General features: G+C 67.1%; 12 protein-coding genes and 1 tRNA gene. 5 read left to right on the top strand and 8 right to left on the bottom strand.

The features are described 5' to 3' along the window. Positions 1–864 precede the first annotated feature (864 nt). Together G335_RS0113455 and gloA are read left to right on the top strand one after the other, a co-directional pair. A complete protein-coding gene (locus tag G335_RS0113455) occupies positions 865–1440 on the top strand; it encodes a lysozyme-like domain containing protein (protein ID WP_231362682.1) in 576 nt (191 codons plus the stop codon). Between the two features lie 714 nt (positions 1441–2154). Continuing rightward, positions 2155–2655, top strand: coding sequence for a lactoylglutathione lyase (gene gloA / locus G335_RS0113450; protein ID WP_018177060.1), 501 nt, complete (start codon positions 2155–2157; stop codon positions 2653–2655). Between the two features lie 124 nt (positions 2656–2779). Here gloA and G335_RS0113445 read toward each other — a convergent pair whose 3' ends face one another. The 5 genes from G335_RS0113445 to G335_RS0113425 form a co-directional block, all read right to left on the bottom strand. Continuing rightward, on the bottom strand, positions 2780–3406 hold the full coding sequence (locus G335_RS0113445; protein WP_017941735.1) for a peroxiredoxin: 627 nt from the start codon (positions 3404–3406) through the stop codon (positions 2780–2782). Between the two features lie 181 nt (positions 3407–3587). Continuing rightward, positions 3588–4244 carry a hypothetical protein gene (locus tag G335_RS0113440; protein ID WP_026304854.1) on the bottom strand — a complete coding sequence of 219 codons (657 nt, stop codon included), beginning with the start codon at positions 4242–4244 and terminating at the stop codon, positions 3588–3590. 173 nt (positions 4245–4417) lie between these two features. Next, the gene (locus G335_RS0113435; RefSeq protein WP_026304853.1) at positions 4418–5899 is read right to left on the bottom strand and encodes a sigma-54-dependent Fis family transcriptional regulator; all 1482 of its coding nucleotides are present in this window, start codon (positions 5897–5899) and stop codon (positions 4418–4420) included. A gap of 103 nt (positions 5900–6002) precedes the next feature. After that, positions 6003–7007 carry a cytochrome d ubiquinol oxidase subunit II gene (gene cydB / locus G335_RS0113430; protein WP_018168646.1) on the bottom strand — a complete coding sequence of 335 codons (1005 nt, stop codon included), beginning with the start codon at positions 7005–7007 and terminating at the stop codon, positions 6003–6005. A gap of 3 nt (positions 7008–7010) precedes the next feature. After that, positions 7011–8417 (bottom strand): cytochrome ubiquinol oxidase subunit I, encoded by a 1407-nt coding sequence (locus G335_RS0113425; protein WP_018177057.1) that lies wholly within the window; start codon positions 8415–8417, stop codon positions 7011–7013. Positions 8418–8785: 368 nt separating this feature from the next. Between G335_RS0113425 and G335_RS0113420 the strand changes: the two genes are divergently transcribed. The 3 genes from G335_RS0113420 (at position 8786) to cydC (ending at position 13571) form a co-directional block, all read left to right on the top strand. Then, on the top strand, positions 8786–10171 hold the full coding sequence (locus G335_RS0113420) for an NAD(P)/FAD-dependent oxidoreductase (RefSeq protein WP_018177056.1): 1386 nt from the start codon (positions 8786–8788) through the stop codon (positions 10169–10171). 102 nt (positions 10172–10273) lie between these two features. Further along, positions 10274–11893, top strand: coding sequence for a thiol reductant ABC exporter subunit CydD (cydD, locus tag G335_RS0113415; protein WP_026304852.1), 1620 nt, complete (start codon positions 10274–10276; stop codon positions 11891–11893). Then, the gene (gene cydC / locus G335_RS0113410) at positions 11886–13571 is read left to right on the top strand and encodes a thiol reductant ABC exporter subunit CydC (RefSeq protein ID WP_026304851.1); all 1686 of its coding nucleotides are present in this window, start codon (positions 11886–11888) and stop codon (positions 13569–13571) included. The genes cydD and cydC overlap by 8 nt, the downstream gene beginning before the upstream one ends. 354 nt (positions 13572–13925) lie before the next feature. Here cydC and G335_RS0113405 read toward each other — a convergent pair. From G335_RS0113405 to G335_RS0113395, 3 genes are all read right to left on the bottom strand, one after another. Then, positions 13926–14016 (bottom strand) — tRNA-Ser (locus G335_RS0113405). Positions 14017–14111: 95 nt separating this feature from the next. Then, positions 14112–14366: a carbon storage regulator CsrA gene (csrA, locus tag G335_RS0113400; RefSeq protein ID WP_018144301.1), complete on the bottom strand. Its 255-nt coding sequence runs from the start codon at positions 14364–14366 to the stop codon at positions 14112–14114. A gap of 68 nt (positions 14367–14434) precedes the next feature. Further along, on the bottom strand, positions 14435–15679 hold the full coding sequence (locus G335_RS0113395; RefSeq protein ID WP_018177053.1) for an aspartate kinase: 1245 nt from the start codon (positions 15677–15679) through the stop codon (positions 14435–14437). Positions 15680–15840 lie beyond the last annotated feature (161 nt).

Below are 15840 nucleotides of genomic sequence, written 5' to 3'. Positions count from 1 at the left end.
CGGCTTCACCTTGCCCGCTGCCAGGTCCCGGACCCACATGCAGTCGAGCTTGTTCTTGCTAACATCAATGCCAATATGAGCCATCTCGTCCTCTCGCCTTGTCCGTACAGCCTCACCCGTCCATCACGGAGGGGGGTCTTGGATACCGTTCAAACTTCGAGATGAGAAAGGACTCGGGGGCCAATCTACAGAACAGGTTCGTGACCTCAGGAGCCTGACGGGTTACCCCGAGCCCAATGCGGTTCATGGTAGCGATCCGTGAACCGCAAGACACAAGGAGCCTGCTTGCAGGCGAACGCCCCTGCCCGCGCCCGACAATGGCAGGGGCTTCGCCTGCAAGCAAGCTCCTACCGGGAGATCCGGCCTGGCGCCTCTCGGGCTGGGCCCCTCCCACAAAGCACAAAGACGGTCGGATTCGATGAACCCTGACACCGCGCACGACGCCGATTCGGGTGGCCCCGGACGGAGATCGCCGCGGCGCTGCACGCCTCGCGATGACGGGCATGTGGGGCGTCTCCCCGCTCCCGTCACAGCGAGGAGGCGCAGCCGAAGTGGCAGTCTTTTGGGGGCCACCCCGGCCCGGGGACCGCGTCGGGAGATCGCTTACAGCCGCTCGCGATGGCGAGTGACGCGACCCTGTCGTTGCGCAGCCCCGCAGGGGCCGCGGCAAGCTCCGGAAGCAGGCCCGGTGCACGGCGCGCCCATTACCCTCGTCGCGAGTGCTTTATACTCGCGGGCCATTGGGGAACCGGGCGGGAGATTCGGGTGGACAAGGCAGAATCAAGGAAGACGCGGCGGGCGGTCGTCGCCATTTTGCGGGCCGGGCTGCTGCTGGCGCTGGCAGCCATCACCGCTGGGTGCTCCATGCTGTCGCCCTCCCCGCCCGATGACCAGAGCAACATCTGCGAGATCTTCCGCGAGCAGCCGCGCTGGTACGATCATGCGCGGGATTCCGAGCGGGAATGGGGCACGCCGATCGCGACCCAGATGTCGTTCATCCAGCAGGAGTCCTCCTTCCGCAGCCACGTGCGCCCGGACCGCGAGCGTCTGCTCGGCTTCATCCCGTGGAGCCGCCCCTCCTCCGCCCGGGGCTATGCCCAGGCCCAGGACCCGGTCTGGGGCGAGTACCAGGACGATGCCGGAAGCCGCTTCGCGCGACGTTCGCACATGAAGCACGCGACCGACTTCATCGGCTGGTACAACGCCCGCACCCAGCGCATGACCGGCGTGTCGTTGTACAACTCGGAACACCTCTACCTCGCCTACCATGAGGGCCAGGGCGGCTATAACCGCGGCAGCTACCAGAGCAAGCCGCAGGTCCGGGCCGCGGCCCGCCAGGTAGCGCAGCGCGCCGACCGCTACGAGTCCCAGCTACAGAGCTGCGAATCCGAGTTCCGCTGCCGGCGCTTCTACCAGGTCTGGCCGTTCTGCCGGCAGTAGCCGAACCGACGAACGCCATGCCTGCCCCGGGAGATCCCGGATAACCGCTGCGCGGTTTCCGGGATGACGGTGCTTTTGGACGCGGGCACGCGCCCCAAGCCCAGCATCTCGTCATCGCGAGCGCCGCGAAGCGAGCACCCCACGCGCCCCCGGCGCCGGGGTAACCCCGACAGACTGCCACGTCGGCTACGCCTCCTCGCAGTGACGAGGATGTGTGTTCCCGGCCGCTCCACCATCCCGTCATTGCGCGCATCGCGAAGCAATCGGCCAACGCCGCCTCCGGCGTCGGGGCATCCTCAACAGACTGCCGGCGTCGGCTGCACCTCCTCGCGGTGACGCAGCCCCAACCGCCCCACCAGGGCCACGCCTCCCGTCATCGCGAGCGAAGCGAAGCGATCTCCCAACGCTGCCTCGCCGCCGGAGAGTACCCCCAACAGACAGCCACGTCGGCTACGCCTCCTCGCAGTGACGGACAATGAACTGGCCGGGCGCGTCACAAATCCCGTGATCGCGAGGCGCGCAGCGCCGTGGCGATCTCCCGACGCAGCCACCGGCGCCGGGGCACTCCCTGAAGCCAGCGACGCCACGTGCGCGACTCGCGATGGCGGAGCCCCTCGCTCCGAGCGCAACGCGTGACGGGCGCACTTGAGGGAACCTCGCCGCCTGTGTTCCAGTCTTCCGGGACACCCCCTTTGGCCGAGACAAGGACGCACCATGAGCGACAATCCCACCGCAGGCTTTCGCTTCAACCACACCATGCTGCGCGTGAAGGACCCGCAGAAGGCGCTGGACTTCTACCAGCGCGTGTTCGGCATGGAGCTGGTGAAGACCCTGGACTTCCCGGAGTTCGAGTTCACGCTCTACTTCCTCGCGCAGATCGGCGAGGACGAACCGCAGCCGCCGAAGGACGCCGGCGAGGCCACCCGCTGGATGTTCAGCCAGCGCGGCATCCTTGAGCTGACCTACAACTACGGCACCGAGAACGACGCGGACTTCCACTACCACGACGGCAACGAGGAACCGCAGGGCTTCGGCCACATCTGCTTCTCGGTCCCGGACCTGGACGCCGCCGTGCGCTGGTTCGACCAGAACAACGTCGAGTTCGTGAAGCGCCCCGACGAAGGCGGCCTGAAGGACATCGCCTTCGTGAAGGACCTCGACGGCTACTGGATCGAGATCCTCGAACCCGGCCGCCTGACCGGGCTGGGCCGCTGAAGACGAGCGGTTCGCCGTATCCAGGCGTAACCGACAGACACAAAAAAGGGGCCTTGCGGCCCCTGCTCCCACCTGGGGAGAACGGCCCCGCCCGTAGCCGGGCGAGGCTGCTGGTCGGTCCGGATCAGACCTTGGTGTAGCGCAGGTAGGAGCGGATCTCCTCGAAGCCCTGCGGGAACTTCTTCTGCGCGTCCTCGTTGCTGACCGTCGGCGGGATGATCACGCGAGCACCCGGAGTCCAGTCAGCCGGGGTTGCGATGCCATGCTTGTCACCGGTCTGCAGCGCATCGATCACGCGCAGGATCTCGTCGAAGTTGCGGCCCACCGACATCGGGTAGGTCATCATCAGACGGATCTTCTTGTTCGGGTCGATGATGTAGACCGAACGCACGGCGGCGGTCTCGCTCTCGCCCGGGTGGATCATCTCGTAGAGCTCCGAGATCTTCTTGTCGGCATCCGCGACGATCGGGAACTCCAGCGTGGTGTCCTGGGTGTCGTTGACGTCTTCAATCCACTTGTTGTGTTCCTCGACGGTATCCGTCGACAGACCCAGCGGCTTGGTGTTGCGGTCCGCGAACTGCTTGGCCAGTTGCGCGGTGCGGCCCATCTCGGTGGTGCACACCGGGGTGAAGTCGGCCGGGTGGCTGAAGAAGAAGCACCAGGAGTCGCCGATCCATTCGTGGAAATCGATCTTGCCCTTGGTGGTATCAATCTGGAAATTCGGTGCGGTATCGCCCAAACGCAGTGCCATGATGTAACTCCTTTCGGTTTAGATAGTGATTCGGAAGCTCATGGGGCCTTGCCTCCATGTACGTTCTACTTTATACGCCCTTCCGAATTTCGTGAATTACTAATTAATTAACGTCCCGATAGTTTGCCCCTAACGATGAGCCGGGCAGGGCTTGCGCCCCTCCGGCCCACCGCGCGCTGACTCACATGCGGCGGAACAGCTCCACGAGGTCCTCGCGCATGTCCTGGCGACCCATCTCCTCGGTCGTGAAGCTCTCGCCGTCGAAGTTCACACCCAGCATCACCGCCTGCCCCGCATCCAGGTCGGGCTGGAGCGCCACCATGTTGATCCCCTGAAGATAGTCGGCCACGGCCGTGTCTGCCTCCGCGACGGCCTGGACCTGCTTCTGCATCCAGGAGGAGATATGCAGCACCAGCGTGCCGTCCCATTCGGAGGCCGCGAGTTCCTGCAGATAGGCGTGGGCCAGGGCCACGTTTTCGTCACGCGCGAGATTTCCCCCGAGTGCGAGATAGGCCACGTCCTTGTCCGCGGTCACGCGCACCGCGGCCGCGGCGTCGTCAGCGGAGCGCAGGGTGGCGATGCGGAAGCCGGCCTGCGGATCGGCCGACAGCATCGACGCACCCAGCCCACCGGCCAGGGCGCCGCAGACGGCGGACGGGTTGTTGATCACGGCCATCGAACCGGCCCCCATCTCGTTCACGATGGCCTGGCCGATGCCGGCACTGGCCATCGAGCGGATGGTCTGGTGCTCGCCGAACGACAGCGGCTCGGCCGAGGCCAGCATCGGAGTGGCCAGCAGGACGGCGGACAGGGAGAGGGTCATTGCAGACTTTTTCATCAGAGACTCCAGTCTTTCGGGTGCATCGGTATATCGCTTTTTCCTGATTCTTCTGGCGGTATGCATGCAGCCCCGTCCTTGGTGACGGGCCGGTGCCGGACATCCGACCGCGGCCGCGGACGCCGCTTCAAGCCGGGCGGGGCGCGTTACCAAGCCCGCCCGGACGGGCAATTTCAGTCCCGTTCGTCGGCGTCGTCCTCGAGCTGGCTCAGGCGCCGGTACAGGCTGCGCTCGCTAATCCCCAGGGTCTTCGCCAGCGCCCGGCGGTCCCCGGGATACACCGCGGCCGCGTGCCGCAGGTATTCGCGCTCGATTTCGTCCAGCGGGCGCAGTGACTGCGGATGCAGCAAGCCGTCCAGGGCACCGGCCTCCGCCCCGCTCGGGGACTGCCCTCTTTCCCGCACGCGATCCGGAAGATGTTCCGGACGGATCGCCTCGCCGTCCGCCAGCAATGCCGCGCGCTCGAGGATGTTACGCAGCTCGCGCACGTTGCCGGGGAAGGAATACTGCTTGAGGATTCGCAGGGCCTCGTCTTCGAGGCGTGGGGGTACGGCCAGATCCAGGCGCTCGCCGAGGGCTTCTACCAGCAACGGGAGATCCTCGGCCCGCGCGCGCAGCGGGGGCACCTCGATCGGGAAGGTGTTGATACGGTAGTAGAGGTCCTCGCGAAACTCGCCGGCCCGGACCATGGATTCGAGATCGCGGTGGGTCGCACAGACCAGGCGGAAATCCGCCCGCCGCGACTCGACACCCCCGACACGGCGATAGGCGTGGGTCTCCAGCAACCGCAGCAACTTGACCTGCTGGCTCAGCGGGATATCCCCCACCTCGTCGAGAAACAGGGTGCCGCCGGCCGCCGTCTCCACCAGCCCGGCCTTGGCCGAGGTCGCCCCGGTAAACGCCCCCCGCTCATGGCCGAACAGCTCGCTTTCGAACAGGGTTTCGGTCAGGCCGGAGCATTCCACGGGCACGAACGGCAACTTCTGGCGCGGGCTCGCTTCGTGAATGGCGCGCGCGATCAGTTCCTTGCCCGTACCGGACTCGCCGAGCAGAAGGGCGGAGGCATTGCTCGGCGCCACCCGACTGATCATCCCCAGCATGGCATTGAAGGCCTTCGAGCGACCGACCAGCCCGCCACTCCCCGCCTGCGGCGCCGAGACGGGCATGTGGTGCAGCCGTTCGATCAGGTAGCGGATCTCGCCGCCCTCGCCCCGGATCGGCAACAACTCGACATCCACGTGCTCGCGCCCGGTCTCGGTGTGGTGCACATGCAGGACGCGTTCGCGGTGACCACTGCCCAGGGCCGCCCGCAGGGGGCAGGATTCGCCGGCCTCGTCGCAGGGGCGGCGGAAACTATGAGAAGCCTCGAAACAGGTGCGACCCGAGCCGTCTCGGTCAGTCCCGTAGACACTCTGGTAGGCCCCATTGGCGGCCAGGATGCGGTAGTCCGGCGACAGCAGGATCGCCGGCTCCCGGAACCCCTCCAGTACCTGCCGCAGGGTCTCGACATGCGTGTCCTGCGGTTCCGGCGCCTTCTTCGTGATGCTCGTCACTTCGCCTCGCACAAGGGGGTCCAGGAATGCGCTTCCGATGCTCGTAACGTCACCGTCGCGCTGCCCAATAGACACGTTGAGTCGAGTGATGTTCAACGGCATGGGTTCACCCCCATAGGTTGCGACAGCATTGAAACCCGTTCTCCGGACGGCGCCGGCGGGTCGGCCGCGACCCACCGGCGTGCTCGCGCGCGCCCGGACAGACCTAGTGATAGCCGGTCTCCGGGGTCACCTTCCCGCGGAAGACCCAGTAGGTCCACGCGGTGTAGCCCAGGATGATCGGGATCACGAACAGCGCGCCCACCAGGATGAACAGCTGCGCATCCGGCGACGAGGCGGCGTCCCAGAAGGTGTAGTCCGGCGGCACCACGTACGGCCACTTGCTCACCAGCAGGCCCAGGTAGGTCGTGATGAACAGGGCAATCGTGGCGACGAACGGGATCCCCTCGTCACGCCGGCGCACCGCGCGAATCAGAATCCAGGAAGAGAACAGCGCCAGGGCCGGGAGCACCCAGAGGTACTGCCAGGTTCCCATCCAGCGCTCCATCACCTTCGGATCGATGAACGGGGTGATGAGACTCACCGCGCCGAACACCAGCAGCACGGCAGCCAGCATCCAGGGCGCGACGCGGTAGGCAAAGGCCTGCGTCTCGCCCTCGGTCTTGACGATCAGCCAGGTGGCCCCGAGCAGGGCATAGCCCGCCAGCAGCCCGATCCCGGTGAGCACGGTGAAGGGCGTCAGCCAGTCCAGCGGTCCGCCGGCAAAACTGAACCCGTCCATCTCGAAGCCCTGGATGTAGGCACCCACGACCGCGCCCTGGGCGAAGGCCGCCACCGCCGAGCCGATCGCGAACGCGGCATTCCACAACCACTTGGAGCGATGCGCCTTGAAGCGGAATTCGAACGCGACACCGCGGAAGATCAGCCCCGCCAGCATCAGGAAGACCCCGATATAGAGCGCCGGCAGGAACACCGAGTAGACCAGCGGGAAGGCCGCCAGCAGCCCGGCACCCCCGAGGATCAGCCAGGTCTCGTTGCCGTCCCATACCGGGGCGACCGAGTTCATCATCACGTCGCGCGAGGTCTCCCCCGGAGCGAAGGGGAAGAGGATCCCCACCCCGAGGTCGAACCCGTCCATCAGCACGTAGGCGATCACGCCCACGGCGATGATGACGACCCAGATCAGCGTGATATCAATCGTGGTTTCCATGACTTAGCTCCTTTCACCGCTGGCCGCGGCGTCATCGATCCAGGTATCGGCGGCCGACAGGGGCCGCTTGGCGTGCGCCGCTGCATGCGTGGCATCGGCCGGTTCCGGGCCCTGGCGCACGATGCGGACCAGGTAGTAGACGCCCCCGGTGAACACCGCCGCGTAGACCGCGACGTAGCCGATCAGCGTGAACAGGGCCATGCCGCCGGTCAGCGCCGGAGTAATGCCCTCGGCGTGGTTCATCACGCCGTACACCAGCCAGGGCGCGCGCCCGGTCTCGGTCACGAACCAGCCCGCGACCACCGCAATGAACGGCGCCGGGATCATCCAGGACAGCCCCCTGAGGAACCGCGGGGAGGCGTACATCCGGCGGCGGAAGCGCAGCCAGGCACCAGCCAGGACGAACAGGATCATCACCATGCCGATCGCGACCATGATGCGGAACGACCAGAAGGTGATGCCCACCGGCGGGCGTTCCTCCGCGGGGACCTCCAGCAGACCCGGCACCTCGCCATCCATCTCGTGGGTCAGGATGAAGCTCGCCATCTTCGGGATGCCGATCTCGAAGTGATTGGTCTCGTTGGCCGAGTCCGGGATGGCGAACAGCAACAGCGGTGCGCCGCGTTCGGTCTCCCACACGCCTTCCATCGCCGCCACCTTGGTCGGCTGATGCTCGAAGGTATTGAGGCCGTGGATATCCCCGACCACCAGCTGCGCCGGGGCCGCGAACAGCAGCACCCACATCGTGGTGCCCAGAGCCTTGCGGTTCATGACCACGTCGCGCTGACGCAGCAGGTACCAGGCGGAGACCCCGGCGACCACAAAGCCCGCCGTCAGCAGCGAGGCCAGCCCCATGTGGAAGAAGCGCGGCCAGAAGCTGGGATTGAAGATCGCCGTGATCCAGGACGTGACGTGGAACACGCCGTCCTGCAATTCGAAGCCCACCGGCGTCTGCATCCAGCTGTTGGCCACCAGGATCCAGAACGACGAGATGAACGTGCCCAGTGCCACCATCAGCGCCGCGAACAGATGCACCCCCTGCGGGACCCGGTCGCGCCCGAACAGCAGCACGCCGAGGAAGGCCGCCTCCAGGAAGAACGCGGTCAGCACCTCGTAGGACAGTACGGGCCCGAGGAAATTGGCCGTGGCGTAGGAGAACGCGCTCCAGTTGGTGCCGAACTGGAACGACATGACCAGCCCGGAGACCACCCCCATGCCGAACACCACCGCGAAGATCTTGATCCAGAACTTCGAGATCTGGGTATAGATCGTTTCGCCGGTCTTCCAGGCGCGGAATTCCAGAAACGCAATAAACGAAGCCAGCCCGATCGTGAAGACCGGGAAGATCGCGTGGAACGAAACGACAAACGCGAACTGGATTCGCGATAGCAGTATGGGGTCGAGCTCCATGGCCTTTCCTCCGTAGTCAGGGGCACGCCGACATGACGTATCGGTGAACCTCCTAACAAGTACCGTGCCAGACTACCTGTCCGCACCACGACCGCTGGCTGCACGCTACAAACCGTGTTTTTCCGCCTGGCGGGCGCAAGCAACCATCGGCCCTTTTCTGCCATATTTGTCAGCCAAGTCTCGAATGACTGCCAGATTCGGCAGCCTGGCCCCGCCCATACCGGCACACGAGGCCCAGTGGAGCGGCCTGCCGGTGTTGGCATGTAACTTGTAAGCAATCCGTCACACGAAGCGCCCGGTCGACGGCGCGACCATCGCAACTGACCCGCCCGGTCTCCGGCGCGGCGGACGGATACGCGGAGAGAGCCATGCATCATCCCGAAGACCCGAAGCATCCCGAGATTGAAAAGGCCCTGGCCCGTCAAGCCGACGAGACGCTGCGGGGCCTGTCCCGGCGCGATTTCCTGAAGATCGCTGGCGCCGCCGGCCTGGTGTCGGCGACCGGCGTACAGGCCGCCCCGGCCCGCGCGGCGGTCTCCAGCCAGGCCCGCATCGTGGTGCTGGGCGGAGGTGCCGCGGGCATGACCATGGCCGCCCGCCTCCGCGACCTGCTGGACGGGGCCCGGATCACGATTGTCGAGCCAAGCGAGATCCATCATTACCAGCCCGGCTGGACCCTGGTGGCCGCGGGCGTCTACTCGGTGGGCGAGGTCCAGCGCCGCAACGAACGCTACATCCCGCGCGGGGTGGAATGGGTCCGCTCCGCGGTGGCAGCCATTGATCCCGAGTCGCAGCGGGTCGAGACCACCGGCGGCGACCGGCTGGACTACGACTTCCTGGTGGTCGCGACCGGGCTGCACCTGGATTACGAGGCGATCGAGGGGCTGCGGCGCGAGGATATCGGCCGTCCCGGGCTGACCAGCCTGTACGCCAGCGCCGAGGCCGCGCGCGATGCCTACGAGCAGATCCATGCGTTCGGCGAGAACGGCGGGGTGGCACGTTTCACCATCCCCAATACGCCGATCAAGTGTGCCGGTGCGCCGATCAAGGCGACCTTCATCGCCGATGACCTGCTGCGCTCGGCCGGTCAGCGCAACGGGGCCGATTTCCACTATCACACGGCATCGGACACCCTGTTCAGCGTGCAGCGCTTCGACCACATGGTGCGCGACCTGTACGCCGAACGCGGCGTGAGCGTAAACGACGGCGGCGCCTTGCTGGCGGTGGATGTCGACGCCCGCCAGGCCCAGTTCCAGACCCGCGATGGCGGCCGCGAGACCGTGGACTACGACTACCTCCACGTAACGCCGCCGATGCGCGCGCACGACTTCGTCCGCGAGGCCGGGCTGGCAGTCGAGGACGGCCCCCTGGCGGCCGGCGGCTGGCTGGCGGTGGATGACCGCACGCTGCAGCACACGGACTACCCAAACATCTTCGGTGCCGGTGACGTCGTCGCAACCGCGATCGGCAAGACCGCCTCCACCGTGCGCTCGCATGGCGCAGTGATGCCCGACAACCTGGTGGACGTGATCCAGGATCGCGAGCCGTCGCGCCAGTTCGACGGCTATACCTCCTGCCCGCTGATCACCGAGGTGGGCAAGGCGGCGCTGGTCGAGTTCGACTACAGCCTGGAGGAGGTCCCGACCTTCACCTTCCTGGACCAGGGCGCCCCAAGCTGGATGTGGTGGCGCCTGAAGGTCCACATGATCAAGCCGCTGTATTTCAACATGCTGCGCGGGCGCTATCTGCGATAGTCGATGACGCAAGTGCCCGGAACAGACGCGGAGGCGACAGACGCCCGGACCTCGCCGGGCCCATGGCTGCGCGCGCGCCAGCGGCCGCACCGCCGCTGGCTTGTGCTAAGTGCCACCAGCACGCTGGTGGCGACATTGGCCACCATTGCCCTGGCGGGGCTCGTGGCCTGGGCGGTCCACGGCACCCTGTTCGCCCCCGAGGCCCCGTACCTCCCGGGCATCCTGCTCGCGGGCCTCGGGTTGCTCGCCCTGCGCTATGCCGCCCAGGCCCTGCGGGATCTGGCCGGACACCGGCTCGCCTTTGCGGTGAAGCAGGAGCTGCGCGCCGATCTCCTGCGCCAGGCCCGGCAGGCTGGACCAGCGCGGCTGGCCGGGCAGACCACCGCGGGCGCCTGGGCGGAGCAGTTCCAGACGCGGGTGGATGACCTGACCGGCTACTACGCCCGTTACCTGCCGGCGCGCCAGGCCGTCATCCTGACGCCGCTGGCCATCCTGGTCGCGGCACTCTGGCTGGACTGGCTCGCCGCCCTCCTGTTGCTGCTCGCCGCTCCGCTGATCCCGGCGTTCATGGCGATCGTCGGCATGGGCGCGGAACAGATCCACCGGCGTCAGCAGGAGGAGGAGAACCGCCTGGCGGGGCACTTTCTCGACCGTATCCGCACCTTGGACTGGCTGCGCCGGGCCCGTGCCATCGCCGCGACCGAGACGGAGGTCGTCGAGCGCAGCCACCAGCAACGGCGCCTGACCATGCGCACCCTGCGGGTCGCGTTCCTGTCCTCGGCGATCATGGAATTCTTTAGCGCGGTCGCGATCGGCATGGTCGCGATCTACATCGGCTTCGCCCTGTTCGGCGCCATCGACTACGGCCCGGCCGGCGACATCACCCTGTTCACCGGGTTGTTCGTCCTGCTGCTGGCGCCGGAGTACTTCCTGCCGCTGCGCCAGTTCGCCCAGAGCTACCATGACCGCGCCGGCGCCCTGGCGGCGGCGGAGAGCCTCGCCCCCGCGCTTGCATCACCCACCGGCCCCGAGGCGTTGGCCGAGGCCACCGAATTCAATAGCGAGGACGTGACCGGCCCCTGGCTGCAACTCGAGGGCGTCACGGTGCACTACCCGGGTCAGCGCACGCCGATCCTGAAGGCTCTCGACCTCGAGATTCAAACCGGGGCGCATCTCGCGCTGACCGGGCCCAGTGGCAGCGGCAAGTCCACCCTGCTCGCGGTGTGTGCCGGTTTCCTGCCACCCGCCGAAGGCCGCGTCCGGCGCCATCCTCTGGCCCGGCACTTCGCCTGGATCGACCAGGACGCCCATCTGTTCCACGGCAGCCTGCGCGAGAACCTGCAGCTCGCCCGCCATGCAACGATCGCCGATGCGGAGATGGCCACGGCGCTGGAGCAGGCCGGGCTGCCCGTAGATGCACCGGAGCTCCCTGACGGCCTGGATACCGCCATCGGCGAGGCCCGGCACGGGCTCTCAGGCGGTCAGGCCCAGCGGGTCGCGGTGGCGCGCGCCCTGCTCTCGGGGCATCGGCTCTGGCTGCTCGACGAACCCACCAGTGCACTCGACCCGGACACCGAACAGGCCCTGCTCGACACGCTGTTTCGGCTGGCCGAGGCCCGTGGCCTGACGCTGGTGATCGCGAGTCATCATGCCGCCATCCACAAACGCTGCCCGCAACGCCTGGACCTGGCGCCCGCGACACCGGGGGCGCGCCATGCGTAACGGAACCCGCGCGGAACTGGCCTTTCTGCACCGCGTATTCCGCCAGCGCCGGGGCTGGTACTGGGGTGCCTGGGGACTGCTGGCGCTGACCTGGATCGCCGGCATCGCCCTGCTGGCATTGTCCGGCTGGTTCATTACCGCCACCGCCCTGGCCGGCGCGGGCCTGCTGGCCACACTCGACCTCTACGTGCCCTCCGGCGGCATCCGTACCGCCGCGATCAGTCGCACCCTGGCGCGTTACTTCGAACGCCTGGTCAGCCACGAGGCGGTGCTGCGCAGCCTGGCCGACCTGCGCGGACGCAGCTTTCGCGGCCTCGCCGCGCTGCCCATGGAACGCATTCGCGCCTACCGCAGCGGCGACCTGCAGACCCGCCTGACCGGCGACATCGACACCCTCGATGCGATGCCCCTGCGGGTGGTCGGCCCCATGATCGCGGCGGCACTCAGCCTGGTGGTCACGCTGGGTATCGCCGTCTGGCTGGCACCCTGGCCCGCCGCGGTCGTACTCGCCACCTCCGGTGTCGCGACGCTCGCGGTCTCCGCCGTGCTCGCCCTTGCCGGGCAGCGCCGCAGCCACGCGCTGGTGCAGGCCCGGGCCGGCGAGCGCGTTGGACTGTTTGACTTCATTGGCGGCCTGGCCGAGTTGCTGGCCTACGACCGTGCCCGCGAGCACGAGGCCCGCCTGCGCCGGGGAAACGACGCCTACGCGCTCCGGCAACGGACGCAGGAGGCGTTCGGGGTCGGCTCCGAGCAGATCGTGCAGGCCGTGGTCGGCGCCTCCGCCCTGCTGATGCTGGTGCTGGCACTGGGCTGGTATCGCGACGGGGTACTGAGCGCGCCGGTCGCGGTGCTGCTGCCGCTGATGACCCTGGGCCTGGGCGAGGTCCTGGGCAGCCTGCCCGGGGCATGGTGGCGTGCCGGAGAGAGCCTGGAGGCCGCCGGGCGGGTGCAGCATCTGGAGGCGGCCCCCACCCATACCCCCGCACCCGCCGAGTACGTGGACCCGACCCCGCCTGACGAGGCCCCGGCGCTACACGCACAGGGCCTGACCATTGGCTTTCGCCACGAGCGCCCGTTGCTCGGCCCCCTGGACCTCGAACCCGCGCGTGGCTATCCCCTGGTGATCAGCGGGGCGAGCGGGCACGGCAAGAGCACGCTGCTGGACACCCTCGCCGGCGAACTCCCGCCCCTGGCCGGTACCGTAGCGCTCGGCCACGACGATCTGGCAAGAATCCCGACCGATGCCCGCTACCGCCACATCAGCTACCTGCCCCAGGGCCTGCAACTGCCGGACACGACTCTCCGAAGCATCCTGTCCCCGGCGCACAGGTCGTTGAGTGATGCCGCACTGTGGGAGGCTCTGGAACAGGTCGATCTCGCCGAGGCCGTGCGCGGCACCGACGAAGGTCTGGACTACCGCATCGGCGAGGGCGGCGCGTCCCTCTCCGGCGGTCAGCGCCGCCGTCTCGCCCTGGCGGCGGTCGTCCTTCAGGACCGGCCGGTCGTCCTGCTCGACGAGCCGTTTTCCGGTCTGGATACCCCCACGCAACAACGAGTGGTGGAACGACTGCTGCCCTGGCTGCAGGACCGTCAGTGCATCCTCGTCACCCATGCCCCGGGACAACTGCCGGCCCGCTGGCCGCGCCTCGAGCTCGCGAAACCGCTCGGCCGGAGCTAAGGCCGGCGACGGGACCTCGCAGCGAAACGTGCCCGACACACCGGCACCCGACTTTCGGTGGCCGCACAAACAGGTTCGGATCACGAAGCAATGGGGGACGGGCTGGGGGACGAACGCCGGGGCCAGACGTGCGAAAGGGGCCACTCGGGCCCCTTCGCAGGATTTGACGGAGAGTGAGGATTACGCCCGGCTGCGCCGGTCGCCCTTCGGGCCGCCTACGCTACGCTGCGGCGTTCCGGTGTCGCTACGCGCCACCGGTCGAACCATCGTTCTTACTTGTATCTCGGGTTCGAATCCCGGAAATCTCGGGGGCCAGACATGCGAAAGGGGCCACTCGGGCCCCTTCGCAGGATTTGGCGGAGAGTGAGGGATTCGAACCCTCGATGGGCTTTTGACCCATACTCCCTTAGCAGGGGAGCGCCTTCGACCACTCGGCCAACTCTCCGGAAACGCGGCACAGGATAAGGCCTTGGGCCTTCAAATGAAAGGCCCGGAAGGCTGATCGCAGCCTCCGGGCCTTTCGCTTTCCTTACGGGAGGTTCAGTCGTCGCGTGCGCCTGCCGCGGCACCACCCGCCCCAGTACCACCGCCACTGGAGTTCTCGCCGCCGCCCTCACCACTGGCGACGTTCGCTTCACGCTGAATGCGCTGAAAGATTTCCTCGCGATGGACCGCGACGTCCTGGGGTGCGTTGATGCCGATGCGGACTTGATTGCCCTTGACCCCCAGGACGGTGACGGACACATCATCGCCGATCATGAGGGTCTCGCCCACACGCCGAGTCAAAATGAGCATGCTCTTCTCCGCAGTGCCTGTGTCGGACGGAGTCGGTCGTCCGGTAACCGTTTTACGGTCTGTCATCCTTAACCGTCCTCCTGTTGACCGACTGGGGTCTGTTCGAGTTCAAACGCATCGTGCAATGCACGCACTGCAAGTTCGAGGTACTTCTCATCTACGACCACGGAGATCTTGATCTCCGAGGTGGAGATCATCCGGATGTTGATGGTTTCGCGCGACAGGGCCTCGAACATCTTGCTGGCGATGCCCGCGTGCGAACGCATACCGACCCCGACCACCGAGATCTTCACGATGTGCGTATCCCCGGAAACCTCGCGGGCGCCCAACGCCTTCGCGGCCGCCTGCAGGATCTCCAGGGCCTTGTCGTAGTCATTGCGATGGACGGTGAACGTGAAGTCGGTGGAATTATCCGCCCCGACGTTCTGCACGATCATGTCCACCTCGATATTGGCGTCCGCGATCGGGCCGAGGATGCGATGCGCGACCCCCGGCTGATCGGGGACGCCCTGAACCGTCAGCTGGGCCTCGTTCTGATTGAACGCGATACCCGCAACCAGCGCCTGTTCCACTTGCGCATCCTCCTCCGTGGTAATCAGGGTTCCCGGGCCTTCCTCGAACGAGGACAGCACTCGTAAAGGGACGTTGTACTTGCCGGCAAATTCCACCGCGCGGATCTGCAGCACCTTGGAGCCCAGGCTGGCCATCTCCAGCATCTCCTCGAAGGTGATGCTCTGCAACCGGCGGGCATGCGGCACCAACCGCGGGTCGGTGGTGTAGACGCCGTCGACATCGGTGTAGATCCGGCACTCGTCGGCCTTCAGCGCCGCGGCCAGCGCCACCGCAGTGGTATCCGATCCGCCGCGGCCCAGGGTGGTGATCGCGCCGTCCTCGTCCACGCCCTGGAAGCCCGCCACGACCACCACGCGCCCGGCGTCGAGATCGCCGCGCACCCGGGCATCGTCGATGCTACGGATGCGCGCCTTGTTGTGCGCGCTGTCGGTGCGGATGGTCACCTGCGCCCCGGTATAGGAACGCGCATCGCAGCCCCGCGCCTCCAGCGCCATCGACAGCAGCGCGATGGTGACCTGCTCCCCGGTGGACAGCAGCACATCCAGCTCGCGACCGTCCGCGCGCGGATTCAGTGCGTGCGCCAGGCCCAGCAGGCGGTCGGTCTCGCCGCTCATCGCGGAGACCACGATCACCAGCTGATGGCCTTCCTCGCGCAGCTTCAGCGCGCGTTCCGCCACCGCCTGGATGCGTTCGGGCGAGCCCACCGAGGTGCCGCCAAATTTGAGTACCAGCAACGCCATTTCAAGATTCCGTTCCGTGCCCGGTCCTTGCGACCGTCCGGACAGGGCGCACCCCATCCATTAGCGTTTACTTAAGAAGCGGGCATTAAACACCAACTGGCCGCCGCATTAAAGCCCACCGCCCCGGCGAACCCCGTGCAGGGCCCCGTCATTGCGAGGCC

It is taken from the genome of Thioalkalivibrio sp. AKL8, assembly GCF_000380525.1.
Lineage (GTDB): Bacteria > Pseudomonadota > Gammaproteobacteria > Ectothiorhodospirales > Ectothiorhodospiraceae > Thioalkalivibrio > Thioalkalivibrio versutus.
Note: the sequence above shows the minus strand (reverse complement) of the source record. Positions and strands in the feature narration are given on the sequence as shown.

What these genes read in the sequence shown, in the direction of transcription:
- G335_RS0113455 (WP_231362682.1), top strand. Translation starts at nt 865, where the DNA reads ATGCTGTCGCCCTCCCCGCCCGATGACCAGAGCAACATCTGCGAGATC.
- gloA (WP_018177060.1), top strand. Translation starts at nt 2,155, where the DNA reads ATGAGCGACAATCCCACCGCAGGCTTTCGCTTCAACCACACCATGCTG.
- G335_RS0113445 (WP_017941735.1), bottom strand. Translation starts at nt 3,406, where the DNA reads ATGGCACTGCGTTTGGGCGATACCGCACCGAATTTCCAGATTGATACC.
- G335_RS0113440 (WP_026304854.1), bottom strand. Translation starts at nt 4,244, where the DNA reads ATGAAAAAGTCTGCAATGACCCTCTCCCTGTCCGCCGTCCTGCTGGCC.
- G335_RS0113435 (WP_026304853.1), bottom strand. Translation starts at nt 5,899, where the DNA reads ATGCCGTTGAACATCACTCGACTCAACGTGTCTATTGGGCAGCGCGAC.
- cydB (WP_018168646.1), bottom strand. Translation starts at nt 7,007, where the DNA reads ATGGAAACCACGATTGATATCACGCTGATCTGGGTCGTCATCATCGCC.
- G335_RS0113425 (WP_018177057.1), bottom strand. Translation starts at nt 8,417, where the DNA reads ATGGAGCTCGACCCCATACTGCTATCGCGAATCCAGTTCGCGTTTGTC.
- G335_RS0113420 (WP_018177056.1), top strand. Translation starts at nt 8,786, where the DNA reads ATGCATCATCCCGAAGACCCGAAGCATCCCGAGATTGAAAAGGCCCTG.
- cydC (WP_026304851.1), top strand. Translation starts at nt 11,886, where the DNA reads ATGCGTAACGGAACCCGCGCGGAACTGGCCTTTCTGCACCGCGTATTC.
- csrA (WP_018144301.1), bottom strand. Translation starts at nt 14,366, where the DNA reads ATGCTCATTTTGACTCGGCGTGTGGGCGAGACCCTCATGATCGGCGAT.
- G335_RS0113395 (WP_018177053.1), bottom strand. Translation starts at nt 15,679, where the DNA reads ATGGCGTTGCTGGTACTCAAATTTGGCGGCACCTCGGTGGGCTCGCCC.